This window comes from Methanoculleus oceani (assembly GCF_023702065.1).
In the GTDB taxonomy this organism is placed as follows: Archaea; Halobacteriota; Methanomicrobia; order Methanomicrobiales; family Methanoculleaceae; genus Methanoculleus; species Methanoculleus oceani.
Genome location: NZ_QFDM01000002.1, coordinates 146,544 through 172,412 on the forward strand (window position 1 = coordinate 146,544; position 25,869 = coordinate 172,412).

Annotated in this window: 25 protein-coding genes; 10 read left to right on the forward strand and 15 right to left on the reverse strand. The window is 62.2% G+C overall.

Features of this window, described 5'->3' with window-relative positions:
• Window positions 1–105 precede the first annotated feature (105 nt).
• Entirely contained in the window at window positions 106–1,137 is a 1,032-nt protein-coding gene (locus DIC75_RS05825; protein ID WP_250987810.1) for a DMT family transporter, read from the forward strand.
• A gap of 548 nt (window positions 1,138–1,685) precedes the next feature.
• Here DIC75_RS05825 and DIC75_RS05830 read toward each other — a convergent pair.
• From DIC75_RS05830 to DIC75_RS05840, 3 genes are read right to left on the reverse strand one after another with little or no spacing between them, the layout of a single operon-like run.
• Window positions 1,686–2,372: an amino acid ABC transporter permease gene (locus DIC75_RS05830; protein ID WP_250987094.1), complete on the reverse strand. Its 687-nt coding sequence runs from the start codon at window positions 2,370–2,372 to the stop codon at window positions 1,686–1,688.
• Window positions 2,373–2,380: 8 nt separating this feature from the next.
• Window positions 2,381–3,136: an amino acid ABC transporter ATP-binding protein gene (locus DIC75_RS05835; protein ID WP_250987095.1), complete on the reverse strand. Its 756-nt coding sequence runs from the start codon at window positions 3,134–3,136 to the stop codon at window positions 2,381–2,383.
• Window positions 3,137–3,139: 3 nt separating this feature from the next.
• The gene (locus DIC75_RS05840) at window positions 3,140–3,817 is read right to left on the reverse strand and encodes an amino acid ABC transporter permease (RefSeq protein ID WP_250987096.1); all 678 of its coding nucleotides are present in this window, start codon (window positions 3,815–3,817) and stop codon (window positions 3,140–3,142) included.
• Between the two features lie 290 nt (window positions 3,818–4,107).
• On the opposite strand from DIC75_RS05840, the gene DIC75_RS05845 reads away from it, so the two are divergent.
• Both DIC75_RS05845 and DIC75_RS05850 read left to right on the forward strand, forming a co-directional pair.
• Window positions 4,108–5,031, forward strand: coding sequence for a beta/alpha barrel domain-containing protein (locus DIC75_RS05845; RefSeq protein WP_250987097.1), 924 nt, complete (start codon window positions 4,108–4,110; stop codon window positions 5,029–5,031).
• 1 nt (window position 5,032) lies between these two features.
• Window positions 5,033–6,067: a 6-phosphofructokinase gene (locus DIC75_RS05850; RefSeq protein WP_250987098.1), complete on the forward strand. Its 1,035-nt coding sequence runs from the start codon at window positions 5,033–5,035 to the stop codon at window positions 6,065–6,067.
• A gap of 357 nt (window positions 6,068–6,424) precedes the next feature.
• Here DIC75_RS05850 and DIC75_RS05855 read toward each other — a convergent pair whose 3' ends face one another.
• Window positions 6,425–7,204: a DUF5518 domain-containing protein gene (locus DIC75_RS05855; RefSeq protein ID WP_250987099.1), complete on the reverse strand. Its 780-nt coding sequence runs from the start codon at window positions 7,202–7,204 to the stop codon at window positions 6,425–6,427.
• 176 nt (window positions 7,205–7,380) lie between these two features.
• On the opposite strand from DIC75_RS05855, the gene DIC75_RS05860 reads away from it, so the two are divergent.
• A complete protein-coding gene (locus DIC75_RS05860; RefSeq protein ID WP_250987100.1) occupies window positions 7,381–9,234 on the forward strand; it encodes an ABC transporter ATP-binding protein in 1,854 nt (617 codons plus the stop codon).
• A 29-nt stretch (window positions 9,235–9,263) separates the two neighbouring features.
• The gene (locus tag DIC75_RS05865; RefSeq protein ID WP_250987101.1) at window positions 9,264–10,091 is read left to right on the forward strand and encodes a metal-dependent hydrolase; all 828 of its coding nucleotides are present in this window, start codon (window positions 9,264–9,266) and stop codon (window positions 10,089–10,091) included.
• 4 nt (window positions 10,092–10,095) lie between these two features.
• Here DIC75_RS05865 and DIC75_RS05870 read toward each other — a convergent pair whose 3' ends face one another.
• Window positions 10,096–10,677: a flagellin gene (locus tag DIC75_RS05870; RefSeq protein WP_250987102.1), complete on the reverse strand. Its 582-nt coding sequence runs from the start codon at window positions 10,675–10,677 to the stop codon at window positions 10,096–10,098.
• Window positions 10,655–11,212 (reverse strand): flagellin, encoded by a 558-nt coding sequence (locus tag DIC75_RS05875; RefSeq protein WP_250987103.1) that lies wholly within the window; start codon window positions 11,210–11,212, stop codon window positions 10,655–10,657. The genes DIC75_RS05870 and DIC75_RS05875 overlap by 23 nt, the downstream gene beginning before the upstream one ends.
• A gap of 195 nt (window positions 11,213–11,407) precedes the next feature.
• Here DIC75_RS05875 and DIC75_RS05880 point away from each other — a divergent pair, with 195 nt between their 5' ends.
• Together DIC75_RS05880 and DIC75_RS05885 are read left to right on the forward strand one after the other, a co-directional pair.
• On the forward strand, window positions 11,408–12,382 hold the full coding sequence (locus DIC75_RS05880; protein ID WP_250987104.1) for a DUF1616 domain-containing protein: 975 nt from the start codon (window positions 11,408–11,410) through the stop codon (window positions 12,380–12,382).
• A gap of 161 nt (window positions 12,383–12,543) precedes the next feature.
• Window positions 12,544–13,038 carry a hypothetical protein gene (locus tag DIC75_RS05885; protein WP_250987105.1) on the forward strand — a complete coding sequence of 165 codons (495 nt, stop codon included), beginning with the start codon at window positions 12,544–12,546 and terminating at the stop codon, window positions 13,036–13,038.
• A 169-nt stretch (window positions 13,039–13,207) separates the two neighbouring features.
• Here DIC75_RS05885 and DIC75_RS05890 read toward each other — a convergent pair whose 3' ends face one another.
• The 4 genes from DIC75_RS05890 to fdhF (DIC75_RS05905) all read right to left on the reverse strand — a co-directional run bounded on the left by DIC75_RS05890 (window position 13,208) and on the right by fdhF (DIC75_RS05905) (window position 19,950).
• Complete coding sequence (locus DIC75_RS05890; RefSeq protein ID WP_250987106.1) at window positions 13,208–14,446, reverse strand: Coenzyme F420 hydrogenase/dehydrogenase, beta subunit C-terminal domain; 1,239 nt, start codon at window positions 14,444–14,446, stop codon at window positions 13,208–13,210.
• 2 nt (window positions 14,447–14,448) lie between these two features.
• Window positions 14,449–16,515: a formate dehydrogenase subunit alpha gene (gene fdhF / locus DIC75_RS05895; protein WP_250987107.1), complete on the reverse strand. Its 2,067-nt coding sequence runs from the start codon at window positions 16,513–16,515 to the stop codon at window positions 14,449–14,451.
• 214 nt (window positions 16,516–16,729) lie between these two features.
• Window positions 16,730–17,881, reverse strand: a complete 1,152-nt coding sequence (locus DIC75_RS05900; protein WP_250987108.1) for a Coenzyme F420 hydrogenase/dehydrogenase, beta subunit C-terminal domain — start codon at window positions 17,879–17,881, stop codon at window positions 16,730–16,732.
• 2 nt (window positions 17,882–17,883) lie between these two features.
• A complete protein-coding gene (gene fdhF / locus DIC75_RS05905) occupies window positions 17,884–19,950 on the reverse strand; it encodes a formate dehydrogenase subunit alpha (RefSeq protein WP_250987109.1) in 2,067 nt (688 codons plus the stop codon).
• 421 nt (window positions 19,951–20,371) lie between these two features.
• Between fdhF (DIC75_RS05905) and DIC75_RS05910 the strand changes: the two genes are divergently transcribed.
• Window positions 20,372–21,010, forward strand: coding sequence for a hypothetical protein (locus tag DIC75_RS05910; protein WP_250987110.1), 639 nt, complete (start codon window positions 20,372–20,374; stop codon window positions 21,008–21,010).
• A gap of 38 nt (window positions 21,011–21,048) precedes the next feature.
• Here DIC75_RS05910 and DIC75_RS05915 read toward each other — a convergent pair whose 3' ends face one another.
• Both DIC75_RS05915 and DIC75_RS05920 read right to left on the reverse strand, forming a co-directional pair.
• A complete protein-coding gene (locus tag DIC75_RS05915; protein WP_250987111.1) occupies window positions 21,049–21,975 on the reverse strand; it encodes a hydantoinase/oxoprolinase family protein in 927 nt (308 codons plus the stop codon).
• The gene (locus DIC75_RS05920) at window positions 21,972–22,859 is read right to left on the reverse strand and encodes an ATP-grasp domain-containing protein (RefSeq protein ID WP_250987112.1); all 888 of its coding nucleotides are present in this window, start codon (window positions 22,857–22,859) and stop codon (window positions 21,972–21,974) included. The genes DIC75_RS05915 and DIC75_RS05920 overlap by 4 nt, the downstream gene beginning before the upstream one ends.
• Window positions 22,860–22,942: 83 nt before the next feature.
• Between DIC75_RS05920 and surE the strand changes: the two genes are divergently transcribed.
• Both surE and rpiA read left to right on the forward strand, forming a co-directional pair.
• Complete coding sequence (gene surE, locus DIC75_RS05925; RefSeq protein ID WP_250987113.1) at window positions 22,943–23,734, forward strand: 5'/3'-nucleotidase SurE; 792 nt, start codon at window positions 22,943–22,945, stop codon at window positions 23,732–23,734.
• On the forward strand, window positions 23,735–24,454 hold the full coding sequence (rpiA, locus tag DIC75_RS05930) for a ribose-5-phosphate isomerase RpiA (protein ID WP_250987114.1): 720 nt from the start codon (window positions 23,735–23,737) through the stop codon (window positions 24,452–24,454).
• Here the strand turns inward: rpiA and mreA are convergent.
• The 3 genes from mreA to DIC75_RS05945 form a co-directional block, all read right to left on the reverse strand.
• The gene (gene mreA, locus DIC75_RS05935) at window positions 24,443–24,823 is read right to left on the reverse strand and encodes an MreA family transcriptional regulator (protein ID WP_250987115.1); all 381 of its coding nucleotides are present in this window, start codon (window positions 24,821–24,823) and stop codon (window positions 24,443–24,445) included. The genes rpiA and mreA overlap by 12 nt on opposite strands.
• A 134-nt stretch (window positions 24,824–24,957) precedes the next feature.
• Window positions 24,958–25,098: a hypothetical protein gene (locus tag DIC75_RS05940; RefSeq protein WP_250987116.1), complete on the reverse strand. Its 141-nt coding sequence runs from the start codon at window positions 25,096–25,098 to the stop codon at window positions 24,958–24,960.
• 171 nt (window positions 25,099–25,269) lie between these two features.
• Complete coding sequence (locus DIC75_RS05945; protein WP_250987117.1) at window positions 25,270–25,833, reverse strand: TATA-box-binding protein; 564 nt, start codon at window positions 25,831–25,833, stop codon at window positions 25,270–25,272.
• Window positions 25,834–25,869 lie beyond the last annotated feature (36 nt).

Sequence of the window (25,869 nt, forward strand, 5' to 3'; positions counted from 1 at the left end):
GAGGCAACTCTCCTGTACCCGCGCAAACCCGCCGCCATAGAGAACGGATCCACCCTGGCGCATTACCGGGCGCCCGTCCTCTGTGCGCTGGCGACGGCGGTTCTCATCGGGGGGAGCGCCCCGTTCACGAAACTTCTCCTCGACGGCACCGGACCGCTCGTTCTCGCCGCACTGGTCTCGCTCGGGAGCGGCTCCGGCGCACTGCTCTTCTCCCTCACCGGAACGGCGGCGGGTAACAAACGGAGCCACATGGAGGCGCCGCCCGGGAGGAGCGAGATCCCCTGGCTCATCGGCGTGACGCTCTTTGGAGGGCTTCTCGCACCGGTCACCCTGGTATACAGTCTCCCCGAAACGCCGGCGGCGACGGCGGCCCTCCTCCTGAACTTCGAGGCCGTTGCAACGACACTGATTGCCGCGACGCTCTTTGGCGAGTGGGTGAGCCGCCGCGTCTGGGTTGCGCTCGGGTGCATCACCGCGTCGTGCCTCCTCCTCACCTGGAACCCGGCCGCCGGACTCGGGTTATCCCTCCCGGCGATCGGCATCCTGCTCACCTGCCTCTTCTGGGCGGTCGACAACAACCTGGGGCAGCGGCTCTCGGCAAAGGACCCCCTCCTCGTCATCTCCGTAAAGGGGATCGGGGCCGGCACCGTCACGCTCCTCGTCGCGCTCGCCGCAGGCGAACATCTCCCGGGCCCGGCCACGGCCGCTGCCGCCATGGTGGTCGGGTTCCTCTGTTACGGGGGGTTGACGAGCATCCTTTTCCTCCTCGCCCTCCGTGGTATCGGCGCCGCCCGGGCGGGTTCGCTCCTTGCCGTCTCCCCGTTCTTCGGTGTCCTCTTCTCGCTCCTGCTCTTCGCCGAACTGCCGGCGGGCGCGTTCTACGTCGCGCTGCCCGTCATGGCGCTCGGGGCCTGGCTGATGATCTCCGAGGAGCACTCTCACCCTCACCGGCACCCGGCGACCGTCCACGAGCACCGTCACCGCCACGACGACCTACACCACGACCACGACCACGAGGCCGGCGACCCGCCGCTCTCGGCGGCCGGCGAGCATTCCCATGTGCACGCCCATGCCGAACTCGCCCACGAGCACCCGCACCAGCCTGATATTCATCACCGGCACCTGCACAGGCGGTAGGGTGGGGATGGAGGGGCGGGGCTGCTGCATCTTTTTTACGAGCCACATTGGTGGGTTGGCGAGAGTCAGCACCACTCGAAGTATGATGGGCTTTCACGGTTTGCAAACGTGTTTTCGCATGCTTTTCGAATACTCTGCTTCATTCCATTGAATAAACCCGTGCACGGATTTCCAGTGGATTGCGCACCTGCGGTGCTCGCGCTCCCGCCCTTCAGCCGGTCGCGTATCGCAACCGGGGGTGGGGTTGCAGGGGAGGACGACGTTCTGCAGGAACGGAGTTCGACCACCGCTAGGTGGGGAGGGGGGAGTATCCCCCCTCCCATGTCCCCTCCCCCCTAATTGCGATATTCCCACGGTCCAGTGTACGGGGTTTTTCACAGTTCCAGCCTTTCCACCAGTCACAACTCCCACAGTTGAAAGACAGGAGCACAAACACCGAAGATGTGAGTGACAATAGACGGGATGCCCGGGGCAGGACCCCCCGCTCATTCCCGCATCGGGCTGCCTAAGACCCTCCCGGAACCCCAAAAGGAACCTTTTGAAAAAACTCACAACTGAGCCGCAGTGGCGGCCCGGGTCGTTCCGGGGACGGCCACCCGTTTTTCCAGGATACTGACGGCGACGGTCGTGATAGTCACCAGCACGAGGTAGACGACGCCGACGACCGCAAACGACTCCGTATAAGTGAAGTACTTCGTCGCCACCAGTTTCCCAGCCCCGGAGAGCTCGATCACCGTGAGCATGTACGCGAGCGACGAATACTTGATCAGGTAGATGAACTCGTTCGAAAGCCCCGGTATCGCCCGGCGGAGCGCCTGCGGCAGGATAACGTTCCGGATCGCCTGCCACCGGGTCATCCCGAGCGCCTGGGCGGCAACCATCTGGCCTTCCTTGATCGATATGAGGGCGCCCCGGATGTACTCGGCGTTATACGCCCCGTTGCAGAGGATAAACCCGACCACCGATGCCACGAATGCGGTGAAAGTGATCCCGATCGCCGGAAGGCCGAAGTAGAGGATGAAGAGGAGAAGGAGGAGCGGCGTGCCCTTGATGAGAAAGACGAACATCTTGCAGGCAGAGGATACGGCACGGCCGCCGTACTGTCTCCCCACCGCAACGGCGATCCCGAGCGCGAGGCCGAACGGGGCGGAGCACGCGATCAGCTGCAGGGTTACGACCAGCCCCTGCATCAGCGCCGGGAGGAGGATATCGAAGACGAAGACTGCCTGGTCCATGCCGCTCCTCAGTCCTCCATCCGGGAATCGATCCGGCCGATGAAGTCCTTCATCCGGGTGAACCGCGGATCATGCAGGAGCAGGTCCGGCGACCCCTGCTCGGCAACCACGCCGTTCTCCATGAAGAGGACCTCGTTTGCAACCGAACAGGCAAACCCCATCTCATGGGTGACGACGAGCATCGTCATCCCCTCCCGGGCCAGTTTCTTCATGACCTCGAGCACCTCCCTCGTCAGTTCGGGATCGAGCGCGGACGTCGGTTCGTCAAAGAGGATGACGTCCGGGTCCATGGCAAGCGCCCGGGCGATGGATACCCTCTGGGCCTGGCCGCCGGAGAGTTCGGCCGGGTAGTGGTCGGCCCAGTCCTCCATCCCCACCTGCCGGAGTTCGGTGAGGGCTTTCTCGCGTGCCTCCGCCTTCCCCATGCCCCTGACCTTCAAGAGCGCCAGTTCGACGTTCCTGAGCGCGGTGAGGTGGTCGAAGAGGAAGAAATTCTGGAAAACCATTCCGATCTTCTGCCGGAAGTAGTTGATCCGCGCCCCCGAGTTCGTGACCTCCTCTCCGTCAAGCCAGACCGTCCCGCGGTCGGGCGGCGTCAGCTGGTTGATGCACCGGAGAAGCGTGCTCTTCCCCGTCCCCGAGGGACCGATGAATACCTTCGTCTCGCCCCGCCGGACATCGAACGAGACTCCCCGCAACACCTCGTTCCCCCCGAAGGACTTGTGTATGTCCTCGACTCTCAACACAATGTCGTTGTTGTTCATGCTCTACATCGCTCCGGTTCCGAATCCCGGGATTGCTACCCTCCTCTCCAGCCTGTGCAGGACTTTGAGGCCCCCGTAGTTTAAGATGATGAATATCCCCGCCGTGGTAAGGTAGACAGGCATGGTTATGTGGGTCTGCGTGACCATCCGCGACGTAATGGTGAGCAGTTCGACGACCCCGATCGCGTAGCAGACCGCCGAGTCGGTCAGGATATTGGGATACTCGTTCGACCACCCGGGGAGAGCGATGCGCATCGCCTGGGGGAGGATAACGGAGCGGATGGCGGTGAGCCTGCTCATCCCAAGGGATCGCGCCGCGATCATCTGCCCTTCCCCGACTGACTGGATGGCTCCCCGGAAGATCTGGGACTGGTATGCCGCCCCCCGGAAACCCAGCACGATCGCTCCGACGACGAACGCCGAAAGATCGCCGAGCCCGAGCCCCGGAAATATGCCGAACCAGAAGAGGAAGAGCAGGACGAGGATGGGGAGTCCCCTGAAGAACCAGACGTAGACCCCGATGACCCAGCGCACCGGCCGGGAGCCGTACACCTGGCCGAGCGCCATGGGCAGCCCGAGAAGAAGGCCGAGGGCGAGGGCAACCAGGACAAGACCGAGGGTAGAGGCAACGCCGGAAAGGAGATATGGAAACCACTCGATAAGGATTGGCAGAACGTCCATTTGGCTATCCCTGAATTATTGTGCGGCACCGTCTCCGGCCGGAAGAACAGTGTCGGATACTCTAGGAATGATTCTGACGGAGAGCAAAATAAACGTTGTTAAATCCTCTTCAATTGAGGACGATTGACCGGCGGCGACATACTTGCGCCTCTCCACGAAGGATCCCGCCACGTCCCGGCATGGAACGTAAGCCGGATACCCCGTCCCCCGGACATCCGATTCCTTCCTCCACGCCATGCTCTCCGGGATTCCAGCAACACTTAAGTATGTGGGGATGGGGAGGATGGGGTATGCCACCTGCACCCGATATCAGGATCCCTCTCGATGTGCCCTCCGAGGAGCAGGAGAGGTACCGGGAGAATTACAGTGCGATCACGCACGGCACCGGGAGGCTGATGCTCTTTGCCGGAGACCAGAAGATCGAGCACCTTAACGACGACTTCTTCGGCGAAGGCATTCATCCCGAAGATGCCGATCCCGAACATCTCTTCCGGATCGCAAGCCGGGCGAGGATCGGGGTTTTTGCGACGCAACTCGGGATGATCGCCCGGTACGGCGGGGATTACCGGGACGTGCCGTACCTCGTCAAACTCAACTCCAAGACCAACCTGGTCGGGACCTCCCAGCGGGACCCGCTCAGTTCGGAACTCCACCTTGTCCGGCAGGTCGTCGACCTCCGGGACCGGACAGGGCTCTCGATCCTCGGCGTCGGCTACACGGTCTACCTCGGGAGCGAGTACGAGGCGATGATGCTCTACCAGGCTGCCCAGATCGTCAACAACGCGCACCAGAACGGTCTTATCACCGTGCTCTGGATGTATCCCCGCGGCAAAGCGGTCAAGGACGAGCGGGACCCGCACCTGGTCGCGGGTGCGGCGGGTGTCGCAGCGACTCTCGGGAGCGACTTTGCGAAGGTGAACCCGCCAAAGGCGGGCAAGTCGGTCGACGCTGCGCTGCTCCGGGAGGCCGTGGCGGCCGCAGGCAGGACGGGCGTGGTCTGTGCCGGCGGGTCGCATGCCGACATGCAGGAGTTCCTGCAGCAGCTCCACGACCAGATCCACATCGGCGGCACGGTAGGGAACGCGACCGGCAGGAACATCCACCAGCGGTCGCTTGATGAGGCCGTCCGGTTCTGCAACGCGATATCGGCGATCACCCTCGATGATGCGAGCGTGGAGGAGGCAAACAGGATCTGCACGGGAGGCAGGTGTTAGGATGACGACGGTCGGCATACTGACGGGAGGAGGCGACTGCCCGGGCCTGAACGCGGTTATCCGGGCGGTCGTGCGGACGGGAGCGAAGCACGGGTTCGATGCGATCGGGATCCGGGACGGATGGCTCGGGCTGGTCGCCGGGAACGTCGAACCGCTCACAGATTACTCGGTGACCGGGATCCTCCCGAAAGGCGGGACGATCCTCGGGACGTCGCGGACGAACCCCTTCAAGAACGAGGCCGACGTCCAGCGGCTGCGCGACAACATCAGGAAGTTCGGGATCGACGCGATCGTCGCGATCGGCGGCGAGGATACCCTGGGTGTCGCGAACAAACTCTCGAAGATGGGTATCCCGGTCGTGGGGGTCCCAAAGACCATCGACAACGACGTCGGCGCGACCGATTACACCTTCGGGTTCGACACCGCCGTCTCTATCGTCACTGAGGCGATCGACCGCCTCCACACGACGGCGGAGTCGCACCACCGGGTCATGGTCGTGGAGGTGATGGGCCGGCACGCCGGGTGGATCGCGACCGTTGCCGGGATCGCGGGCGGGGCCGACGAGATCCTCATCCCGGAGATCCCGTTCGATCTCGACGAGGTCACCCACCACCTCCGGGCGCGCTACGAGCGGGGAAAGAAGTTCAGCATCGTCGTGGTCGCCGAGGGCGCCCAGCCGAAGGGGATGGCGGAGGCGATCGCACAGTCCGCACGGACGGACGAGTTCGGCCACGTGACGCTCGGCGGCGTCGGGAACTACCTGCGCGACGAACTCGAAAAGCGGCTCGATATGGAGGTGCGGGTGACGGTGCTCGGGCACATCCAGCGCGGCGGCTCCCCGACGGCGCACGACCGGGTGCTCGCGACCCGGTTCGGGGTGGCGGCGGCGGACCTCATCAAGGAGAAGGACTTCGGGAAGATGGTCGCCCTCCGGGGGGACGATATCGTCGCGGTCCCGCTCGAGGAGGCGGTGGCGAACCTCAAGACGGTGGATATGGACCTTTACAAGATCGCGACCATCTTTTATGGGGGGTGATGGGGGCCTCCCCCAATCGCTTTTAGTCCAGGAAATGCGGGTTATGGCGTGCGGATGGCCCTGCACATCCGGCATTGCAGGCGGGGCCGGGGTCTGATATCGGGAGGTTGATGGATAACAACTGGCGGCGATGCAAAAGCCCGGTACAGTGGACCGTGGGAGACTCGCACCTTTGGTGCTCGAACTCCGCCTGCCCTTCGGGCACGCGTCGTTTATCGCCATTGGGGGAGGGGCTGACGGGGAGTGCGATGTTCCGACAGGAACGGAGCACGAGAAGGCCGAAGGCCTTGGAGGTGCGAGCGAAGCGAGCGGCAGGGTTACCCATGGTCGCTCAGGAAAGGCCTCTCCAGTAGCCCTTCAATCCCCCACACCATCACCCGCACCCTTCCCAAAACTCTGTCGCACAACCGCCCCGGCAACCCCGGCGGCGGTCCCGAGGAGAGGGAAGAGCAGTCCCAGGGCGATCGCGGCCATCCCCGCGAGCCCGGCGACGAACCCCTCAGCATGCGACGCGGTCCAGAGGAACGGGGGCAGAAAAAGGCCGGTACCGAAGAGCGCCGCGACAAGCCCGGCCTCAAGGCCGTCTCGTGCCCCTCCCTTCGTAGAATAACCTGCGATGAACCCCCCGACGAGCGGAGGAGCCATAAGCAGCGGGCCGAGAAAGGCAACGAGGAGAGACGAACCGGCGATGACGGCCGTGCCGATGCCGATCCCGAGCCATCGTGCTCGCTCGGCGGCACCGGCGGTACCCCTCCGGATACCGTTTCGCACCGCCGTCCCGGCCGCCCCGCCGACGGCGTTGTAGGGGAGGAGGATTGCCGTGAGGACCAGGGCGTAGAAGCCGAAGGTCATCCAGAACGGGGGATACTGTGGACTGCTCTCCACCAGGCTCATGAGAGTTATCAAGGAGGCTGCAAGCAGGGCCGTAAGCATCCCGCATGCGGCCCCGGTGACGGCGCCGTCCCTGATTGTTCCCGGGGTGAGAAGCCCGGCGACGAGTCCCCCGCCGAAGAGGAACGCCACCGTCATCACCGGACCCGGGAGGAACTCCAGCCGACCGAGGAGCGAGACCGCACCGATCACCAGCGCTCCCACAACCGCCCCGAAAAGGCGGCCGACGGCGGTACGCGATACCATGCGGGGATCTCGCCCCGTCACCCTTTATCCGTTCTGGTTTGTCCCGGCCGCCGGAGCGCAGGTATTATACGGCAGAGGAGGCATGGAACTGCAACAGAGGCGTGGCGGGAGAGCGGAGAGCGACCCCTCCGGGGTCCGGCCTCAGGCTCGCTGCTCCTCAACCGGACCTGTAGACCATGAACATCACGGACCACTGCCGGCGCACCATCGCCTTCACCCGGGAGATCATGCGGCAGCCGGTGACGGCGAGGGGGGACCTCCGGTTCTCCGACCTCGCCTTCTTCCTCCGGTTCGCCCGGCCGATCTGGAGAGTGGGCGTGCTGGCGCTCGCGGCGACGGCCCTTGTCTCTGCCGCGAAGACCGTGCTCCCGCTCAGCATCAAGTTCTTCATCGACAACGTCCTCCTCGGCGAGACATCGGCCTCCGATGCCCTCATCGCAGGGGCCGGCGGGATCCTCTCGTCGCTCGACGCCCTCATCGTCGCCCTCCTGGTGCTCGGGTTCTTCACCGGCGGCATGGATCTCCTCCGGAACTACTGGACCGCCCGGTTCCGGGAAGGCTACGCCTTCAATATCCAGACCACCCTCGTCGAGCACGTCTTAAGCTTCCCGCTCTCGTACTTCAAGTCGCAGCAGACCGGCTACATCATGTCCCGCCTCTCCGACGACGTCCAGATCCTGCAGTACACCGTCTCCCAGTACCTCCCCCAGATCGTCGCAAACGCCCTTTACGTCACCTTTACCTTCGCCATCCTCTGCGTCCTGAACCTCAGGCTGACCCTCGTCGTCGTCGCCTTCATTCCCCTCTACCTGCTGGTCAACGCCGTCTTCATCCGGCGGATCCGTGCCGCCACCCACCGGGAGCGTGAGCGGCAGGCCTACGTCTCGCGGGACCTCCAGGAGGTGATCTCCGGCATCGACACCGTAAAGTCGCACGCCGCGGAGGATCGGGAGATGCACCGGGTCTCAGGGACGCTCCGGAACATGATCGATGCCCGGATCAAGAACACGATGCTCTCGGCATTCTCGGAGTATTTCAGGATCGGCACGATGTCGCTCATGCTGATCGCCGTCTTCTGGTTCGGCGGAAACGAGGTGCTCGCCGGTGCCATGAGCGTGGGGGACTTCGTCGCGTTCGCGGTCTACATCGTGACGTTCGCTCCCACCGTCAACACGTTCTTCGCCTTCCCCGTCGTCATGCAGCCCGCACTCACGTCCGCCGCCCGCCTGCGCGAACTCTTCCGGATACACGGTGAAGCGGGCGCCGCCCCCGGCACCGGCGGGATTGTGCCCGCCACCGTGCAGGGCCGGATCGAGTTCTCCGGTGTCCGGTTCGGTTACACAGCGTCCGAACCGGTCCTCCTGGACGCAAACTTCGTCGCCCGTCCGGGCGAGGTGATCGCTGTCATCGGGCGGACCGGCGCCGGAAAGACGACGCTGATCAACCTGATCCTCCGGGCCTTTGCACCGCAGGAAGGCACGATCACGCTTGATAACTGCGACCTTGCATCGCTCGATCCCCGGTGGCTGCGACGGCAGATATCGCTCGTCTCGCAGGACCTCTTCCTCTTCCACACCACCATCGAGGAGAACATCCGTTACAGCAGGCCCGACGCCGCCTTCGAGGACGTCATAGAAGCCGCCCGGAAAGCACGGATCCACGACGATATCGTACGGTTTCCCGAAGGTTACGGAACAATCGTCGGGGAGCGCGGGACCCAGCTCTCCGTCGGCCAGCGCCAGCGTGTCGCCATCGCCCGGGCGTTCCTGAAGGATGCGCCCATCCTCATCCTCGACGAGCCCACGTCGGCGCTGGATATGCAGACCGAGGACCAGATCCGCCGGACGCTCCGGGACCTGGTGCGGGACCGGACGACCATCCTCGTCTCTCACCGCCCGTCGCTCCTGGAACTCGCCGACCGCGTCCTCATGATCGAAGGCGGACGGGTGCGGGAGTGCATGGGGGCGGAGCCCGCCCGACAGGTCGATCCCGACCGCACCCCTCTCTCTGGCCAATCCACCGCCCCCTGACCCTGCCGATAAGGAAGGAGGCGAAGACGATGAGGATCACCTTCCTGTCCAGCGTAGCCATGATCGTCTCCTGCCCGGGGATGGAGAACTATCGGCATTCTCCAGCCATATCGTTCGCGCACATCTCGAACCGCAGGATTATTAAGCCGGCCGGTACCCTTCATCGAAGGATGTACATCGCCTGCCACCTGTTTCTCGGCCTCATTCTGGGCCTCGCGATCGCCGGACGCCTGGGCGACCGGCGGCTCATCGGCTTCTGTGCTCTCGGGGCCGTCCTCCCCGACCTGCTCGATAAACCGGTAGGCCACCTCCTTCTTGCAGGGTCTCTCGACTCCGGGCGGATCTTCGGGCACGGACTGCTCTTCCTCGCGCTCCTGCTCGTTGCAGGCATCGCCCTCGAGCGGCGGCGGCGATCGCTCGCGCTCCTCGCCGTCGCGGTCGGCGCACTCTCCCACCAGGTCCTCGACGCGATGTGGGCGATGCCCGTCACCTGGTACTTCCCGCTTCTCGGCCCGTATGAACCCTACGAGGTTGCCGACTACTTCGGCAACGCCATCCTGGCGGAGGTCTCTTCGCTCTCTGAGTGGATATTCCTCGCCGCATCGACCGGAATAGCCCTCGCCGCCTGCCGGGGTTTCTGCCCCGATCTCTCCGGGGTTGCCGCGACAATCGTCCGGGTCTCCGTCCTGCTCCTCGGAATCCTCGTTCTCGCCTCCCTCTTCGCCTGGGCAGCCGGCTTTCCGGAGAGCATCCTGATGGCCGGGGCAGGGCCGGAAGATTACCTGGTGCTTGCAGCGGTGGGGGCCGTCGGGGCGATCGGGGCGATCGGACACCGGGAGTTCCTGAATACCGGATAATCCGTCATTCCAGGCGGGTCAACCTGTTGATGCTGCCCGGGACGGTCCTCTCCACCCGGAGCGCCGCCATTCCCGCCGGTTTGATCTCGACGGCAAACGACCTGTACGGCTTGCAATCGGTTCTGACCTCCGGGGAAATATTCAGTATATACTGCTCCCCGGCCTCGAGAAGGAAGTCTGAGTCGCTGTTCACCCGTTCCTGGACGCTCCAGCGCCTGTGGCCTGGAAAGACGTCGATAAGAGGCACGTTTTGAGCAACTATCTCGCTATGCGTAGAACCGATAAAACGGACGGATACCGTGGTGATATCGATCGGCTCGCCGCCGGCGGTGAGCCCGACCGGGACGATAACGGAGTCTATCATTCCGGGAGTGTTGCTGAAGCCGTAGATGGCACCGGTCACGGTGAGGCCCGACCCTGCCTCCCGGATACCCTGGTGAACGGTGGAGCGGCTTTCCTCGGAGAAGAGGATACCCGCCGTCAGGACGACATAGGCAAAGACCGATGCGACGACGACGAATGCGATGAGTACGATCGCCGCCTCGAGTCCGGTAAATCCGGCATCAGAAGAGTTCGACGTAGACATTCTTTCCAGCGCCTGCGGGAATTGTTCTGGTCAGCGAAGCGGTCGCCCCTTCTGCGGCGATTATCTCGAGGGTGAACGTATCTCCCTGCCGGATGCCCACGCTTCCCACCATCAGTTTCACCGTGACGACCTCTCCTGTTTCCAGGAGGTCCCCGGCATTTCTCTTCTGCCGCCAGGTTTCGGTTACGCGGGGGTCGCCGGGAGGGAACGTGACAAGGGTCTCCTTCGTGGCGACGATATAGGTCATGCTCCCCATATCGATCACGGCGAGGTCGGTCGCGGTCTCAAGGTCAAGTTCAATAAAGTCGAGCAGGCCCGTGGCGTCCAGTTTGGCGATGATCGTGTATCCCGGGCGGAGGGCGGACCCGGCTTCGCCAAGGGCGGCATGCATCGTTTCCTGGCTCTTCTGCGACGTGGTCATGCCCACCCCGAGAACGACGTATGCGAAGACCGATGCAACGACAATGAAGGCGATGAAGACGATGGACGCCTCAAGTCCCGTGAAAGCCTCTTCGTCCCTGTCTTCCCGGGGCATATGATTGCGGGTTTGTCGCGCTTCGATTAAAAGATGCTGATCTTTCCCGGAGCATACGGGCAAATGCGTCGCTCACGAACCCCGGCGGAGGCGGACCCGAAGTGGAACCCTTCCCGGGACTCCCGCCTGTTGCCGCGGCATGAGTCTCCTGTCAGAGAACATATTTATACCATGCGTTTTTATGGGGGTAACAGAATGACATCCGAAACCACCACAGGTCTTCTCATCGGCTCCCTTGACCCCCGCACCATCCCGCTGGACCTAAAAAGCATCTACCTATGGATCTTCCTCGCCCTTGCCGGCATGTACGCGCCGGTCATCAGCGAGAGTCCCCTTCGCGTGGTTTTCGTCCTGCCGTTCATCCTCTTTATCCCCGGCTATCTCCTGGTCGCGGCCCTCTTCCCCGCAAGGGGGGACCTTGACGGGATAGAGCGCGTTGCCCTCTCGTTTGGGCTTTCCATCGCGATCGTGCCGCTTTTTGGCCTCGCGCTCAATTATACACCCTGGGGCATCCGGCTCGACCCTATTGTCATCGCTCTCGCGGCATTCAGTCTCGCCGTCGGTCTCATCACCCAGTTCCGACGCCGCGAACTGCCCGAAGAGAGCCGCTTTACGGTCCCGGTCAGCTCGTACCTCGCCGCAGCAAAAGAGGAGGTCTCGGGTAGTAGTTCCACGTCCGGGGCCGACCGGGTCTTGAGCATCGTCCTCGTTGCTGCCGTCCTCGTGGCTGCCGCGACAACGGTCTTCATCGTTGCGGTCCCCAAAGAGGGCGAGAAGTTCACTGAGTTCTATATACTCGGGCCGAAGGGGAAGGCAGCCGATTATCCGACCGAGTTCATGGCCGGAACACCGCAGACGGTCATCATCGGGATCGGGAACCACGAGTACCGCGATATCACCTACACAGTGGAGACGTTTGCCGTAGAGAGCAGGTTCGACAATGCGACGAACCAATCGACGGTCGTCTCGGCGACCCTCCTCGACCGGTTCTCCATCACGGTGCCGCATAACCAGACCGTAGAGCAGCCTTACTCCTTCCGGATCATGGATTCGGATACAAACAGGCTCGAGTTCCTCCTCTTCACGGAGACACCTCCCGAAGACATCCCCGAAGTCAACCTCACGAGCGCCGGTTATCGCGACCTGCACCTCTGGCTGCGGGTGCATTGACAGAAGAAGAAGTTACCTTCAAGGATCTCCTGATGCGGGATCACTCGCAAGCCTGGAGAGGGGATAGCTGGAAAATCTCTTAAACCAGGCCATTCGAGACGCAGGAGATTCCGCCAGATATTTATCCATTAACGCAGCATATGGTTGTTCGAGGTACACAGATGAAACACGGAATTCTGATCGCCTCCCTTCTGGTCCTGACGCTTATCGTGGCCCCTGCCGGAGCTTTCAGCGCAGACAGTCTTCTGATAACCGTGGACGAGGACGGGAGCGCAAGCATCACCTTTAAGTATACCATCTCGTGGATCGAGAGGATCGCCGTCTTCTTCAAGATCACCGAGCCGGACCAGGAACTGAAATTCGCGCTCGAGGAGGCGTTGGGGGTTCCCGTAACGGTGACCTCGGCAGAGAGCGACAACGCTTCATTCCTGGTCCAGGACTTTGCAAAGGTCAAGAGCACCGATGAGGGGAGCGTCTACACGACACCGGGACTCGACTTCACCGGGGCACAGGAGATACTCGACCGTTACTGGTTTGCGCCGCTGGTCGAGGCCGACTTCTCCCCGGAGCTGACGGTTGTCAGGTTCCCGGACGGCTACGAGGAGACCTTCGCGAACCAGAGCGCCATTCCGGCACTCTCTCACGCTACTGCGTGAGCAGAAATCTCTCTCTTTTCTGACTGATCCAGGGTTCGCGACGAAAGCATCCGGGTTAGCCTGCCGCAGGCGTGGCCCTCGAGCGATGGGAGCCCCTATAGTCGCTGACCGGAGAAGAAGGCGGCATCCGCCGGGCCGTAATCTATCAAAAAAGGGAGAGAGATCTTCCTTACTCGAAGATGTTGAAGATCTGGTCGCTGCCGGTCGCGGAGAGACGCTTGCGTTCTGTCTGTTCCTCGACGAGCGCGAGCACCGGGAGTTCCATGTCCACACCCGGGGTGTGGCCGAACATCTCCTGGAGGTCGACCTGCAGGGCGTGCATGAAGAGCGCGTTCGGGATATCCATCGCGCAGTTCTCCTCGCACTGGCCGCAGTTGATACACGAGTCCGAGATGTGGGCGTACCGGATCAGGTGGAACATGAACGGCGGCGGGACCTGACCGGGCGTGACCAGGTAGGATTTCTTCGTGCTGCACTCGACGCAGTAGCAGATCGGACAGTTCTCGATGCAGGCGTAGCACTTGATGCACCTGCTCGTCGCGTCCATGATCTTCTTCAGGCGGTCCTTGCCCTCGCCGAGCTCCTCGAAGTAGCGTGCCCGCCACTTGTCGCCGAGTTTCAGCATCGCGCCCTCGACCTTGCCGCGGATCTCGATACCCTTCGGGTTCGCGGCACCGGTCTTGAGGACTCCGGCACTCACGGCACCGTCGAGGAGGTTTGCACCCTTCTCGGAGCAGACCTCGACGAAGGTGGCCTTGCCGGCCTGGTCGCCGATGACGCCCCAGTTGCCGCAGGCGAGGTCCGCCTGGCGCGGGACTTTCATCTTGCACCGGCGGCAGTTGCTGCGGCGGCCGAAGCCTTCCTCTTCGAGCTCGTCCATCGAGATGCCCTTGTGCTGGCCGTCCTTCGTGACGATGATGAACTGGCCCTTGTCGATCTCTTCCTTGACGACGTCGTCGGGGTTAACGCCGAACTTCTCGGCGATCATCTTCCGGGCCAGGACCGGGCTGACGGACCCCCCGCAGTTGAGGCCGATCATCAGGACGTTGTCCAGGTTGACCTGGTTGCGCTTCGCGAGCTCGTACAGGCCCATCGTGTCGCAGCCTTTCACCGGGACGGCGATCCGCATGTTTTCGGCGCCGTCCAGGTACTTCTTGACCAGCTTCGAGAGCAGGAGCGTCCCGCAGTGGAGCGAGCCTGCCGTCTGTGCGATCTCGGCGGGGTCGGTGATGAGTGTGGGGACGGCGTCGTAGATGTCCTGTCCCTTCTTGACGGCAAGGACAGCGTCCACCATGCCGGACTTGAGCGCGTGCGTCAGCAGAGCGGTGACCGCTCCGCCGCACTCGCCCTTCTCCTGGCAGGCGGCGTCGGCTGCCCATGCGTAGAACATATCTCCTTTTGCTGCCATCTTCAGGCCTCCGTAATCTTCTCGACCTTCACAGCACAGGCCTTGAACTCAGGGATCTTTGCTATCGGGTCGAGTGCGTTGTTGGTCAGTATGTTCGCTGCGCATTCGGCAAAGTGGAACGGCATGAACATGACGCCCTTCTTGATGTCTTCGGTCACTTTCGCAGGGGCGTCGATGGACCCGCGGCGGGAGGTCACACGGACCATCTCCTTGTCCTGGATGCCGAGCGCCTTTGCGTCCTCGGGGTTAATCTCGATCCAGCCGGTCGGAACCTCGGCATCGAGGGTCTCGGAGCGGCGGGTCATGGATCCGGTGTGCCAGTGCCAGATGCAGCGGCCGGTGGTGAAGATATAGGGGTACTCTGCGTCGGTAACTTCCGCCGGGGGTTTCCACTCGATGGGGTGCATCACGCCCATTCCGTCGGGGTGCGAGCACTTGCCGATGTGCAGGATGGGCGTGCCGGGGTGTTCCTCCGTGGGGCAGGGCCAGTGGAGTGCTTCGGGCCTGTTGAGCCGCTCGTAGTTCATGCCGTGGTAGGACGGGGTGACGGCGGCGATCTCAGCGAAGATCTCCTCGGCACTCTGGTAGGGGAACTGCTTGGCGTAGCCCATAGCGGCTGCCACTTCGCAGATGATCTTCCAGTCGACCTTCGCCTCTCCGGGCGGGTCCTGGGCCTTGCGCCACATCTGGACGCGGCGCTCGGTGGAGGTCTGGGTGCCGTCCTTCTCTGCGTAGCAGGTTGCGGGCAGCACGACGTCGGCGAGCTGGGCGGTCTCGGTCAGGAAGATATCCTGGACGACCAGGAACTCGAGGTTCTCGATGGCATGCTTGACGTGGGTCAGGTCCGGGTCGGAGAGCATCGGGTTCTCACCCATGATGTACATCGCCTTGAGTTCGCCGGGCTTGTCGGTCAGGACGTCCATCATGACGGTGACCTCGTAGCCGTTCTTGGGCTCGCAGATGCCGTCGGGGAAGCCCCAGGCGTCGGCGAACTTCTTGTGGGCGGCCTCGTCGATGACCTTCTGGTAGCCGGTGAAGACAACCGGGAGCGCTCCCATGTCGCAGGCGCCCTGCACGTTGTTCTGGCCACGGAGTGCGTTCACGCCGCCACCGCGCTTACCGATGTTTCCGGTCAGCATCTGCAGGTTTGCGGTCGACTTGACGTTGTCGACACCGACGGTGTGCTGGGTGATGCCCATCGAGTAGAGAAGTGCGGAGGATTCTGCGGTACCGATCCATTCGGCTGCCTTTTTGAGATCCGCAGCGGCAATACCGGAGATCTTCTCGACGTTCTCGGGGAGATAGGTGTCGCTGAGCACGACCGCCTTGAGTTCCTCATATCCCTTTGCACGGGTCGAAACCCATTCCTTGTCCTCCCAGCCGTTCCGGATGATCTCGCCCATCAGGCAGTTGAGGATGGCCACATCGGTGCCGGAGTAGAAGGATGCGTAGAGATCCGCCTGCTTTGCAGTCGGCGTCATGCGCGGGTCGAATACGATGAGTTTTCCGCCGTTCAGCTTCGCCTGCATGACCCTGCGGCCGATGAGGGGGTGCTGCTCGAAGGTGTTGGACCCGATGATGAAGACGCACTTCGACTCGGCGATGTCGCCGATGGAGTTGGTCATCGCGCCGGAGCCGAAGGATGCGGCAAGGCCGGCGACGGTGGACGCGTGGCAGAGCCGGGCGCAGTGGTCGATGTGGCGTGTCTTGAAGACACCGCGTGCCAGTTTCATCAGCGCGTAGTTTTCCTCGTTTGAGGTACGTGCTGACGAAAGCACGGCGATTTCATCGGGCTTGTACGACTTGAACTTCGATGCGATCAGGCCGTATGCCTCGTCCCAGGTCGCCTCGACGAATTTGCCGTCCTTCTTGATGAGCGGCTTCGTCAGGCGGTCCGGGCTGTTCACGAACTCGTGAGCGTAGGTCCCCTTGGGGCAGACCTTTCCCTCGTTGACCGGAGAACGGTTGTAAGGTTGTGTGCCGACAACCTTCCCGTCCTTCACGACGAGGTTGAAACTGCATCCCGTACCACAGTACGGGCATGTTGTCTGTACATACTTGAGATCCATGGTTAAAACCTCGGATACATAAAATTTCGAGGTTAGGCATATTTAATTGTAGTGATTAACTTGCCCATTTTTGGCGAATAAGTGTGGGCTGCGGCAGGTCTTTCACAGGGAGATCCGGGCTATACCGTAAATTCTTTCCGGAATGTGCAATCAAACACCTAAAAAGGGTCAGATATCAGATGCGCACCAGAATAGCGAAGAATGCGAAAAAAGGTTAGTTGGAATAGGGTGCCTTCCCGAGTTTGGGCTCGAATGCACTGTCGCCCTCGGTCCTGACGGCGTGGGAGAAGAGTGCAAGCGGGATGTCCATCGGGCAGAGCTCTTCACACTGGCCGCAGTTGATGCAGGAGTCGGAGATGTGCGCAAACCTTCTCAGGTGGAACATCGGGTTCGGCGGAACCTCTCCCGAGGTGACCATCCTGGAGTTTCCTTTGAGTTCCTCCGCTACCGGGAAGCAGACCGGGCAGTTCTCGATGCAGGAGTAGCACTTGATGCACCGGCCCGTCTCGCGGCCGATGGTGCCCCAGAGGTCGGATGCAAGCGCTTCGAAGTTCTTCTTCCGCCACTTGTTGCCGAGACCGAGCATTGCGCCCTCGACCTTGCCGCGGATCTCGATACCCTTCGGGTTCGCGGCGTCGGTCTTGAGGGCCCCGGCTTTCACGGCCGCATCGAGAAGTTTTGCGCCCTTCTCGGAACAGACCTCGACGAAGGTGGCATTGCCGGCTTTTTCCCCAATAACGCCCCAGTTGCCGCAGGCGAGGTCCGCCTGGCGCGGAACCTTGTAGAGGCACCGGCGGCAGTTGCTGCGGCGGCCGTAGCCCTCGTCCTCGAGATCGTCGATCTTGATCCCCTTGTGGCCGCCTTCATACTCGATGATGAACTGGCCCTTGTCGATCTCCTCTTTGTGGACCGAGTCGGGGTCGACCTCGAACTTCTCGGCGATCATCTTCCGGGCCAGGATCGGGCTGACGGAACCGCCACAGTTCACGCCGAGCAGGAGGAGCCGGTCCATATCGACCGCATTCCGCTTCGCGAGCTCGATAAGGCCCATCGTGTCGCAGCCTTTGACGGTGACACCGAGCCGTGCGGTCTTGTTGCTGTCAAGGTAGTCCTTCACCAGTTTCGAGAGTAGAAGCGTCCCGCAGTGGAGGGAGCCCGCCGTCTGTGGGATCTCGGCAGGATCGGTGATGACCGTGGGAACCGCATCGTAGAGGTCCGCACCCTTCCTGACGGCAAGGACGGCGTCCACCATGCCCGACTTCAGGGCATACTGCTGCAGGGCGGTGATCGCTCCGCCGCACTCTCCCTTCTTCAGCACGTCGGCGTCTGCCGCCCATGCGTAGAACATATCTCCAATTGCTGCCATGTTCAGGCCTCCGTAATCTTCTCGACCTTCACAGCACAGGCCTTGAACTCAGGGATCTTCGCGATCGGGTCGAGGGCATTGTTCGTCAGGACGTTTGCCGCGCATTCCTTGAAGTGGAACGGCATGAACATGATGCCCTTCATGATGTCTTTGGTCACTCTCGCGGGGACGTCGACGGACCCGCGGCGGGTGATCGCACGAACCTTCTCCTTGTCCTTGATGCCGAGCGCCTTCGCATCCTCGGGGTTGATCTCGATCCAGCCGGTCGGAACCTCGGCATCGAGGGTCGCGGAGCGACGGGTCATGGTGCCGGTGTGCCAGTGCCAGAGGACACGGCCGGTCGTGAGCACGAACGGATACTCCGCGTCGGGGACTTCCGCCGGCGGTTTCCACTCGATCGGGGTGAAGACGCCCAGACCGTCGGGGTGGGCGAACTTCGCCGTGTGCAGGATCGGGGTTCCCGGGTGGTCTGCGGACGGGCAGGGCCAGTGGAGCGCTTCGGGCTTGCTGAGCCGCTCGTAGTTCATGCCGTGGTAGGACGGGGTGACTGCGGCGACCTCGTTGAAGATCTCCTCGGCGCTCTGGTAGGGGAACTGCTTCGCGTAGCCCATCTTTGCGGCGAGTTCGCTGATGATCTGCCAGTCTTCCTTCGCCTCTCCGGGCGGGTCCTGGGCCTTGCGCCACATCTGGACACGGCGCTCGGTAGAGGTCTGGGTGCCGTTCCGCTCCGCGTAGCAGGCGGCGGGGAGGACAACATCGGCCATCTCAGCGGTCTCGGTCAGGAAGATATCCTGGACGACCAGGAACTCGAGGTTCTCGATGGCGTGCTTGACGTGGGTCAGGTCGGGGTCGGAGAGCATCGGGTTCTCGCCCATGATGTACATGCACTTGAGTTCGCCGGGCTTGTCGGTCAGGACATCCATCATGACGGTGACCTCGTAGCCGTTCTTGGGCTCGCAGATGCCGTCGGGGAAGCCCCAGGCGTCGGCGAACTTCTTGTGGGCGGCCTCGTCGATGACCTTCTGGTAGCCGGTGAAGACGACCGGGAGCGCTCCCATGTCGCAGGCGCCCTGCACGTTGTTCTGGCCACGGAGCGCGTTCACGCCGGCGCCGGGCTTGCCCAGGTTGCCGGTGAGCATCTGGATGTTCGCGACCGACTTGACGTTGTCGACGCCGACGGTGTGCTGGGTGATGCCCATCGAGTAGAGGATCGCGCCGGGCTTTGTCGTGCCGAACCACTCTGCAGCGGTCTTGAGGCTCTCGACGGGGATGCCGGAGATCTTCGAGACGTTCTCAAGGCTGTAGGCGTCCTTCATGACGACCTCCTTGAGTTTCTCGTAGTCCTTCGTGCGGTTCGCGACGAACTCCTTGTCCTCCCAGCCGTTCTTGATGATCTGCTGCATCATGCAGTTGAGGATGGCGACATCACTGCCGGACACAAACGGCATGTAAAGGTCGGCCTGCCGGGCGGTCGCGGTGTAGCGCGGGTCGGCGTAGATGACCTTCGCGCCCTTCTGCTTCGCCTGGACGATCTTGCGGCCGATGAGCGGGTGCTGCTCGAAGGTGTTGGACCCGAGGACGAAGACGCACTTCGAGTCGGCGATGTCGAGGATGGAGTTGGTCATCGCACCGGAGCCGAAGGCGGCGGCAAGGCCGGCGACGGTGGATGCGTGGCAGAGCCGGGCGCAGTGGTCGATGTGCCGGGACTTCATGACGCCGCGGGCGAACTTCATCAGCAGGTAGTTCTCTTCGTTCGAGACCCGGGCGGATGAAAGCGCCGCGAACTCGTCGGGCTTGTACGACTTGAACTTCTGTGCGATCAGGTTGTAGGCTTCGTCCCAGGTCGCCTCGACGAATTTGCCGTCTTTCTTGATGAGCGGCTTGGTCAGGCGGTCCGGGCTGTTCACGAACTCATGAGCATAGGTTCCCTTGGGGCAGACCTTCCCCTCGTTCACGGGCGAACGGCGGTAGGGTGCGGTTCCAACTACCTTGCCGTCCTTCACGACGAGGTTGAAACTGCAGCCTGTTCCGCAGTAGGGACATGTTGTAGCTACGTACTCCAACGTCATATTTTTATCACCTCTATGGCGAACCGAATATCTGATGTTAAGCTACTTAAATTATATTAGTTAACGGGATCTGTCCACTCTGTCGCCGGCAGCACTGGCTGGCGAATAACAATCCGCGTCCTTTGTTTGGGTTTTTACGTGAGTGGGAATCATCTGAACACAGACATCGATGCCGATCGAGGCCAGACACAAGTGTTAAACCAATGCCCGGGCGGCGTCCTGGTGAGCCGTTCGCAGGAAGGGTGATCGCCCGGGACCGGCGTGAGAACGGCAGGGCAGGCAAAAAAGCGGGTGCTCTCCGGGGCACCCCTCCTGTGGGTTGAAATGACCTCTGGGCCGCCCATTCCCATTTGAGGGGAGATGTTATTATTGGTGGAAACCTACACATTTCGCACAGTTGCACAGGGAGAGAGGCGCCATCATGAAGAAGACACTCATTGTTCCGCCGATGCTCGTCGACCTGGTGGCGAACGCCCTGGCGTCGATGGACGGCGTAAAGTTCACCGATCTCGATGCCTGCCCGTCGTGCGGCGGTCCGGTGACCGGGCACGACCTGCGGGCGAAACGGTTTGCCGTCATGCTCCAGAAAGGAGAGGAACGCCTGATCCGGGTCTACGTGAAGCGTTTTTACTGCCAGCGGTGCGGCACCCTCTGCTACGCAGACGCACCGTTCTATCCCGACACCCGCCTCGCATCGCCCGTCGTCGACCTCTGTCTCCTTCTCGCGCAGCAGATGCCCTTCAACCAGGTGGCACAACACCTCCGGGCGATGGGGATCGTCGTCGATCGGGGAACGATCCGGAATTACGCCTCTCGCGACTTCGGCACGATTCCGGCAACCGAACTCTTCGGCTTCCTTCTACCGCTCTCTCTGCTGAACCTCGCCACCTTCACCCTCGGGCGTGAGCGCCGTCCCATCGCGGGGGCAGAAGCGCTCGCCGCCTGCGGTTTCCCATCCGCAGGCCGGGCAGCGCCTCACGACGGGGGAGCGCCCGAAGAGCGGGATCAGCGGAATGAACAGGAAGAGAAAGAAGAACGGAAAGCCGAGCGCCAGCGATAGGGCCGTGACGGCAACCGATACCGCAAGCAAAAGAAGAGTCAGTTTCCGTCGGCTCGCCGTAGCGCCACCTCCCTGACCGCGTATGCCGGCAGTGCATCAGAGACCTCCCCGATCTCCCCCTCAAGCGTGACGCCGCCCAGTTCACGGGAAAAGAGGTCCGATCCTATCCCGGCCGTGATCACCCGTCCGGCACCGCTCTGGATGAGTGCGCGCTCCACTGCGCGGGCGATCAGCGTTCGCTGGGTCTCCCAGAACTGCCGGGCGATCTCCAGGGCCCCTTCCCTCCCGATCTCCTCGAGATCGGCGCAGACAACCCGGGCGAGTCTCCGGAGCGCCGCTTCCGCGGTCTTCTCGCCGTTATCCGGTGCGGGGGAGGTGTAGTCTTCCGGAGCGATGTGGCCGAGCACGAGGTGCGCGTCGGCGCTTGCGGCGAAGTACTCGGTGCTCACCGGGGTTACCGTTCCGTCCAGCGTCACCGACGACAGGAGCGTTGCAACGTTCGTCCTGAGCATCCCGGTGTAGACGAGGTACTGTTTCTGCAGCCGCCGGGTGTCGGTCAGTCCTTTGAGGTTCTCGAAGCAGTTTAAAGGGATGATGTCGGCGGTGGTGCTCCCCACGTCGAGGAGCACCGCGTCGGCGTACTCCTCCCGGAGGTAGTCGGCCGATGCCAGCCAGTTTGCGGCGGCAAGTGCCGGGACCGGCCGGGTGTGGAACGCCGCGTCGGTGCCGTAGAAGGCGGCGCCGGGGATGACCCCCTGTACGGCCCCGACAATCCACCGGATACCTTCGATCTTGCTCGCAAAGCAGTCCGCGAGCTCTCCGCTCATCACCACGGCAGCAGGACCCGCATACTGTTCGAGGAGCTCGGCGAGCGGCGCGCCCTGCCAGAGCGGACAGTAATGAATATGCACGCCGGCGTCGTCGACGACCTTGAGATTCGCACCGCCGATATCGATGCCGATCATACCCGGCTGATCCTCCCGTCCTTATCGAACCGTACCTTCCCGGAGAGGTGCACCTCTGCCGGCGCTTCGCCGTGCGACGCTTTAACAAGGATGTCGGCGATCTCCTCCCCCATGACCGCCGCGATGCCGACCAGGCTGGTCGTGGGTCTCGGGTTGACGTCCACCACGTAGATGCGGTCGCCGGCGATGATGTCGATCCCGGCGTACCCCTGGCACCCGAGGACGTTCATCGCCCGGACGGCAGTGGCGACGATCTCTTCCTCGCGATCGGGGTGGACGGGCGTCTCGCCCCCGAGGTACCGGAACCTCCCGTCGTCTGCTATGGTGACCTCCTGCCGGTTGACGGCGAGCAGGAGCGGAGGGGTGCCCGTGTAGTACTCGCAGACGTTGCCGGTCACCCGGCTCCCCACGAGGCTCACGCTCAGTGCCTCCCCCTCGACGTACGCCTGTGCGAACTCGCCGGGGCCCGGCTCCTCGTCCGTCAGCCTGACTCCCTGGGCGCCGCAGCCCATGATCGGTTTGACGACCCTCTTCCCCTCGCCGGCATCGGGGGGAACCTCTATCCCGTTCCGGGAGAGGATCGCTGCAGTCCGCTGTTTGTTGGCGCAGACGGCCGCATTCATGCTCCCGCACCCGACGTTGTGGGTGAGCCCTTCGAGGATCTGCGTGTACCGGAAGAGGAGGTGGTCGGGTGCGATGACCAGTCCCACATCGCACCCCGGCGCGAGCCTCCGGATCTCGCCCTCGAAGTCGGCCCCCTCCGGGGTCACTACGTCGTAGCCGCACCTCTCGAAACTCTCGCTTATCGCGGCGAGCATGGCGGCACCCTCGGGCGCAAGCTCGGGGTCGTTGCATACGGAGTATTCGGCGAGAATTGCCTTCATCGTAATAGAGGTTGGCTACAAACGACTTGACCCTGACGATCGGGCAAGTATTTGATGCGCGGGAACCATCCCTATAGACAAGGATGAAGCCGAAGATACTGCTCACCAACGATGATGGGATCACGTCCACGGGACTCTGGGCGGCCTATGAGGCGCTCGCGCCGATCGCGGACGTCACCGTGGTCGCGCCGGCCACCCAGCAGAGCGCCGTAGGGCGGTCGATCTCCATCTTCGAACCTATTCGTGCGAACCGGGTAACGATGAACGGGGTGCCGGCATACTCGGTCGGCGGGAAACCGACCGATTCCGTGATCATCGGGCTGTTCGCGCTGCGCCTGAACCCGGACCTCGTGGTCAGCGGGATCAACATCGGTGAGAACCTCTCCTATGAGTCCATCATGACCTCGGGCACCGTCGGGGCCGCGCTCGAAGCGTCCAACCAGGGAGTGCCGTCCCTCGCCTTCTCTCTGCAGGTGGAGGACCAGGGCGACAAGTTCGACGACCCCTCAAGGATCACGGACCGGTTCTTCGATGCGAAGCGGGTGGTCCGCGAGGTCTGCGAGAGGATTCTTGCAAACGGGTTTCCCGGAAACGCTCACGTCGTCAACGTGAATATTCCCACGCCGGTGCGCGGCGGATACGAGATCACCCGCCTTGCCGAGAAACTCTTCTATACCGGCGTCGAGGAACGCCTCGACCCTCGCGGGCGCCCCTACTACTGGATCGACGGGCCCCTGCACGAGGATGCGGAGGAGGGAACCGACGTGCATGCGGTGCAGAAGGGCAACATCTCCATCACGCCCATCACGCTCGACTGCACTGCGTTTCGTGCCACTGATGAACTCAGGGGCATCTTTGACGGCATGAATATCTGAATGGAAGGAGAAGAATACGTCATGAATGCAGCAGAGCAGGCAGCGTCGAAGCAAAACGCAGGTTACCTGGCGGCCGGTATGGTCGAAGACGGGATGGTCGTCGGCCTCGGCACCGGATCGACCGTCTTCTTTGCGATGGAACGACTGGGCGAGCGGATCGCTACGGACGGCCTTTCCATCGCCGGCGTCCCGACATCCTATCAGGCGGCCATCAGGGCACGCCAGTACGGCATCCCGCTCACGAGCCTCGACGAGCATCCCGAGCTCGATATCGCCATCGACGGGGCCGACCAGGTCGACCCTGCTCTCCGCCTGATCAAGGGGCGCGGAGCGGCGCTCCTCCGTGAGAAGTGCGTCTGCGACGCGGCTAAAAAAGTGCTCATCGTCGTCGACCCGACGAAGATGGTCGATACCCTGGATGCTCCCGTACCGGTCGAGGTGCTCCCGTTTGCCTCTGCAGGAGTCTTCCGGCGCCTCACTCTTCTCGGTGCCGTCCCGGTCGTCCGGGAAGGGGTGAAGAAAGACGGTCCGGTCGTCACCGATAACGGCAACTTCATCCTCGACTGCGACTTTAAGGCGATCGCCGACCCCGGACGCCTGGAAGCGGAGATAGCCTCGATACCCGGTGCGCTGGAGTGCGGCCTGTTTTGCACTTACGGAGAAAAGATAACGGTTATTGTCGGTGAGGGGAAGGGTTGCCGCGTCGTATCACTGCAATGATATGCATTCCCGCATCTTCTGGATAAGGTCCAGCTGGTGCCGGGCTTCTCTCTTCTTTTCCTTCTCGATCGTATCCATGATCTCGGTTATCGAACGGGAAAGCGTATAGATCTTCACCGGCCTCCCTTTGCTCTCCGATTTGCTCTCGCGGGTGTCGATCCAGTCACATTCCTTGAGGTAGCGCATGGCGATGCTGACTTCAGGCTGGCGGAGATCGGTGCCCCGCTCGATGTCCCGGGATGTTGCTTCCTCGGCGTTCGCAAGATATACGAGCACTTTGGAGACGTTTCTCTTGATCCCGATACCTATGAGGAGCTCGGCGAGTTCTTCATCGCGTGGCGTAAAATACCGTACCTTGTCTGACCTCATCCATCCACCAACAGATAGTATCTATTGTTTTAAATCTGACTATAAAAATATTATTATTTCAATGGGAGATCCGGCGATTGTGATAGTTTTTAGAGAATGGATGAAGCATCGAACTGATAAGATCGAACTTTTTTTCACCGGACGGCGATTCCCCCGGCAGTGAGGAGTGCTCTCCGGGGGAAGGGCGGCAGTCCGGGTGGTGCGGCCCCGTTCCCGTCCACGGTGTGGTCGCGAGACCGGAAGATGGCGGTCACGGCATCCCGCCGGGGAACCATGCGTGTCCGGATAGGGTTCCTGGCGGCCCTTACGGGATCGACGGCCCTACGGCCCTTACGGGATCGACGGCCCTACGGCCCTTACGGGATCGACGGCCCTACGGCCCTTACGGGATCGACGGCCCTACGGCCCTTACGAATTCCAAAAAAAGAAGGGGATATTAACTGAGTTCAGATGAGACCGAGATTGGAGAGTTCGGATAGGATACGCTGTACCGCCCGCCTGGCATCCTCGGGCTGCTTGCCGCCCGTGATGATCAGTTTGCCGGACCCGAAGAGGAGGACGACCACCTTCGGATCGTCGAGCCGGTAGACCAGCCCGGGAAACTGTTCGGGCTCGTACTCGATCTTGTCCAGGTTGAAGCCCACGGCAATCTTATTTAAGTTGATCGGCGTCCCGAGGTCTGCGGACGTGACGATATTCTGGATCTTGTAGGTCAGGTTTTCGGGGATATCGATGTTGAGTGCCCGCAACTGGTCGCCAAGGATCTGCAGACCGCGTGAGAGGCTGTCGATGCTCTTTGCACCGGTCAGGACGACCTTGCCGGAACCGAAGACGAGCGCAGCGATCTTCGGATCCTGCATCCGGAGAACGACGCCGGGAAACCGTTTTTTATTGTATTCCGCGTCCTTCAGCTGGGAGGCAAGGGAGTGAAGATCAAGAGAATCGGTCACTTTCGCTGAAGCAACGATGTTTTCTATCTTGAGGGACTCCTCGGGTTTGTGATCATTCATATTTATAACATATATAAAAAGAGTATATAAAGGTTG

Excerpts from the sequence above, each read along its gene's own strand:
- DIC75_RS05830 (WP_250987094.1), bottom strand. The coding sequence starts at position 2,372 with ATGGACCAGGCAGTCTTCGTCTTCGATATCCTCCTCCCGGCGCTGATG.
- DIC75_RS05835 (WP_250987095.1), bottom strand. The coding sequence starts at position 3,136 with ATGAACAACAACGACATTGTGTTGAGAGTCGAGGACATACACAAGTCC.
- DIC75_RS05840 (WP_250987096.1), bottom strand. The coding sequence starts at position 3,817 with ATGGACGTTCTGCCAATCCTTATCGAGTGGTTTCCATATCTCCTTTCC.
- DIC75_RS05845 (WP_250987097.1), top strand. The coding sequence starts at position 4,108 with ATGCCACCTGCACCCGATATCAGGATCCCTCTCGATGTGCCCTCCGAG.
- DIC75_RS05850 (WP_250987098.1), top strand. The coding sequence starts at position 5,033 with ATGACGACGGTCGGCATACTGACGGGAGGAGGCGACTGCCCGGGCCTG.
- DIC75_RS05855 (WP_250987099.1), bottom strand. The coding sequence starts at position 7,204 with ATGGTATCGCGTACCGCCGTCGGCCGCCTTTTCGGGGCGGTTGTGGGA.
- DIC75_RS05860 (WP_250987100.1), top strand. The coding sequence starts at position 7,381 with ATGAACATCACGGACCACTGCCGGCGCACCATCGCCTTCACCCGGGAG.
- DIC75_RS05865 (WP_250987101.1), top strand. The coding sequence starts at position 9,264 with ATGAGGATCACCTTCCTGTCCAGCGTAGCCATGATCGTCTCCTGCCCG.
- DIC75_RS05870 (WP_250987102.1), bottom strand. The coding sequence starts at position 10,677 with ATGTCTACGTCGAACTCTTCTGATGCCGGATTTACCGGACTCGAGGCG.
- DIC75_RS05875 (WP_250987103.1), bottom strand. The coding sequence starts at position 11,212 with ATGCCCCGGGAAGACAGGGACGAAGAGGCTTTCACGGGACTTGAGGCG.
- DIC75_RS05880 (WP_250987104.1), top strand. The coding sequence starts at position 11,408 with ATGACATCCGAAACCACCACAGGTCTTCTCATCGGCTCCCTTGACCCC.
- DIC75_RS05885 (WP_250987105.1), top strand. The coding sequence starts at position 12,544 with ATGAAACACGGAATTCTGATCGCCTCCCTTCTGGTCCTGACGCTTATC.
- DIC75_RS05890 (WP_250987106.1), bottom strand. The coding sequence starts at position 14,446 with ATGGCAGCAAAAGGAGATATGTTCTACGCATGGGCAGCCGACGCCGCC.
- fdhF (WP_250987107.1), bottom strand. The coding sequence starts at position 16,515 with ATGGATCTCAAGTATGTACAGACAACATGCCCGTACTGTGGTACGGGA.
- DIC75_RS05900 (WP_250987108.1), bottom strand. The coding sequence starts at position 17,881 with ATGGCAGCAATTGGAGATATGTTCTACGCATGGGCGGCAGACGCCGAC.
- fdhF (WP_250987109.1), bottom strand. The coding sequence starts at position 19,950 with ATGACGTTGGAGTACGTAGCTACAACATGTCCCTACTGCGGAACAGGC.
- DIC75_RS05910 (WP_250987110.1), top strand. The coding sequence starts at position 20,372 with ATGAAGAAGACACTCATTGTTCCGCCGATGCTCGTCGACCTGGTGGCG.
- DIC75_RS05915 (WP_250987111.1), bottom strand. The coding sequence starts at position 21,975 with ATGATCGGCATCGATATCGGCGGTGCGAATCTCAAGGTCGTCGACGAC.
- DIC75_RS05920 (WP_250987112.1), bottom strand. The coding sequence starts at position 22,859 with ATGAAGGCAATTCTCGCCGAATACTCCGTATGCAACGACCCCGAGCTT.
- surE (WP_250987113.1), top strand. The coding sequence starts at position 22,943 with ATGAAGCCGAAGATACTGCTCACCAACGATGATGGGATCACGTCCACG.
- rpiA (WP_250987114.1), top strand. The coding sequence starts at position 23,735 with ATGGAAGGAGAAGAATACGTCATGAATGCAGCAGAGCAGGCAGCGTCG.
- mreA (WP_250987115.1), bottom strand. The coding sequence starts at position 24,823 with ATGAGGTCAGACAAGGTACGGTATTTTACGCCACGCGATGAAGAACTC.
- DIC75_RS05940 (WP_250987116.1), bottom strand. The coding sequence starts at position 25,098 with ATGGTTCCCCGGCGGGATGCCGTGACCGCCATCTTCCGGTCTCGCGAC.
- DIC75_RS05945 (WP_250987117.1), bottom strand. The coding sequence starts at position 25,833 with ATGAATGATCACAAACCCGAGGAGTCCCTCAAGATAGAAAACATCGTT.